The sequence below is a fragment of the Streptosporangium sp. NPDC006007 genome (assembly GCF_040614315.1).
Lineage (GTDB): Bacteria > Actinomycetota > Actinomycetes > Streptosporangiales > Streptosporangiaceae > Streptosporangium.
Genome location: NZ_JBEXUG010000099.1, coordinates 1 through 1,646 on the forward strand (window position 1 = coordinate 1; position 1,646 = coordinate 1,646).

The window sequence follows — 1,646 nt, forward strand, 5'->3', positions numbered from 1 at the left end:
ACCACGTAGGAGGCGCACTTGTCGACCTCGGCCGGCGAGCACCGCTGCCAGATCTGGGTGCCGCCCTCCATGAGGATCTTGTCGGCGTCCTTGAGCGCGTTCCGTTCGGCGCCGAAGTTGATCAGGGACCAGGCGTCCTTGGCGTAGTACGTCTCGTCGAACATCACCGCGTGCGGGCGGCCGAGGTTGACGAAGCGCAGGACCGCGCCGAACGCGGCGACCAGCACCGGCCCCAGCCACCCCCACATGAGGCTTCCCGGCATCGGCGGCACCAGCCGGTCGCGCATGGAGTCCACCGGTCCACGGCGCGGCTGGGGCTCCGGCTGCTCGAACGCCTGGCTGGGGAAGTCGGTCACGGCCACCCGGCCATCGTACGGGCCGCTTCACCCCAGGCACCCGAGAAACACCGCCTACATGGCTAATTACGGAACTTCTCCCCGGGGCGGAGGCTCAGCTGGGATGGGGGAGGATGGGAGGGTGAAGGACAACGGCAGGCTGGTGCTGGCGGGAGCTCCGATCGGGCAGGTGGGCGACGCCTCGCCCCGGCTGCGCGCCGCGCTGGAGAGCGCCGACGTGGTCGCGGCGGAGGACACCCGCAGGCTGCGCCGCCTGGCCGGGGAGCTGGGCGCGGAGATCAGGGGCCGGATCGTCTCCTACTACGACGGCAACGAGATCGGCCGGGCCGCCGAGCTCCTTCAGGTCCTCCAGGACGGCGGGACCGTCCTGGTCATCACCGACGCGGGGATGCCCGGCGTCTCCGACCCCGGCTACCGCCTGACCCGCCTGGCCGTCGAGGCCGGCGTCAGGGTCACCTCGCTGCCGGGCCCGTCCGCGGTCACCACCGCGCTGGCCGTCTCCGGCCTGCCCAGCGACCGGTTCTGCTTCGAGGGCTTCCCGCCGCGCAAGGCCGGTGAGCGTGTCCGCAGGCTGGAGGCTCTGGCCGGGGAGGAGCGCACGATGGTCTTCTTCGAGGCGCCGCACCGGTTGCGGGTCTCGCTGGAGGCGATGGCCGGGGTGTTCGGCGCGGATCGCCCCGCGGCGGTCTGCCGCGAGCTCACCAAGACCTACGAGGAGGTACGGCGGGGCGGCCTGGGCGAGCTGGCCGCGTGGGCGGCCGACGGGGTGCGAGGCGAGATCACCCTGGTCGTCGCCGGGCACGTTCCACAGAGTCGGCCGCCGTCCATGGAGGAGCTGGTCGAGGAGGTCGGCCGCCGTGAGGAGACGGGGGTGCCGAGGAAGCAGGCGATCGTGGACGTCGCCAAGACGGCCGGAATTCCCAAACGCGATCTCTATGACGCTGTTCACCGTGCCTGATTTATCTCCATAATTTCCTAAATGGGATCGACAAGGGACCGGTTACTGCCGCCCATGCCGGAAAACGTCATGTGGGGGTGGCTGGGGCCGGCGCTGGTCGCCGCGTTCGGCGCGGTCCTGCGCTTCGTCAACCTGGGGCATCCACGCGCGGTCGTGTTCGACGAGACGTTCTACGCCAAGGACGCGTTCGGGCTGCTCGGCCACGGCGTGGAACGTGCCTCGCTGGGAAACACCGGCGATCCGATCGCCGACCGCATGCTGATCGCCGGGAACACCGACATCTGGGTGAGGTGCACCCCGCCCGACGCCGGTCCCTGCCCGCTCTACGTGGC

The 1,646-nt window shown here is 70.7% G+C and carries 1 protein-coding gene and 2 pseudogenes; 2 read left to right on the plus strand and 1 reads right to left on the minus strand.

The annotated features are described in order from the left end of the window. Positions 1–362: pseudogene (locus ABZ194_RS30280) on the minus strand (phospholipid carrier-dependent glycosyltransferase); the annotation flags it as partial. A gap of 115 nt (positions 363–477) precedes the next feature. Between ABZ194_RS30280 and rsmI the strand changes: the two are divergent. Beyond that, positions 478–1,314, plus strand: coding sequence for a 16S rRNA (cytidine(1402)-2'-O)-methyltransferase (rsmI, locus tag ABZ194_RS30285; protein ID WP_355600432.1), 837 nt, complete (start codon positions 478–480; stop codon positions 1,312–1,314). 54 nt (positions 1,315–1,368) lie between these two features. Next, positions 1,369–1,646, plus strand: a pseudogene (locus ABZ194_RS30290) (phospholipid carrier-dependent glycosyltransferase); the annotation flags it as partial.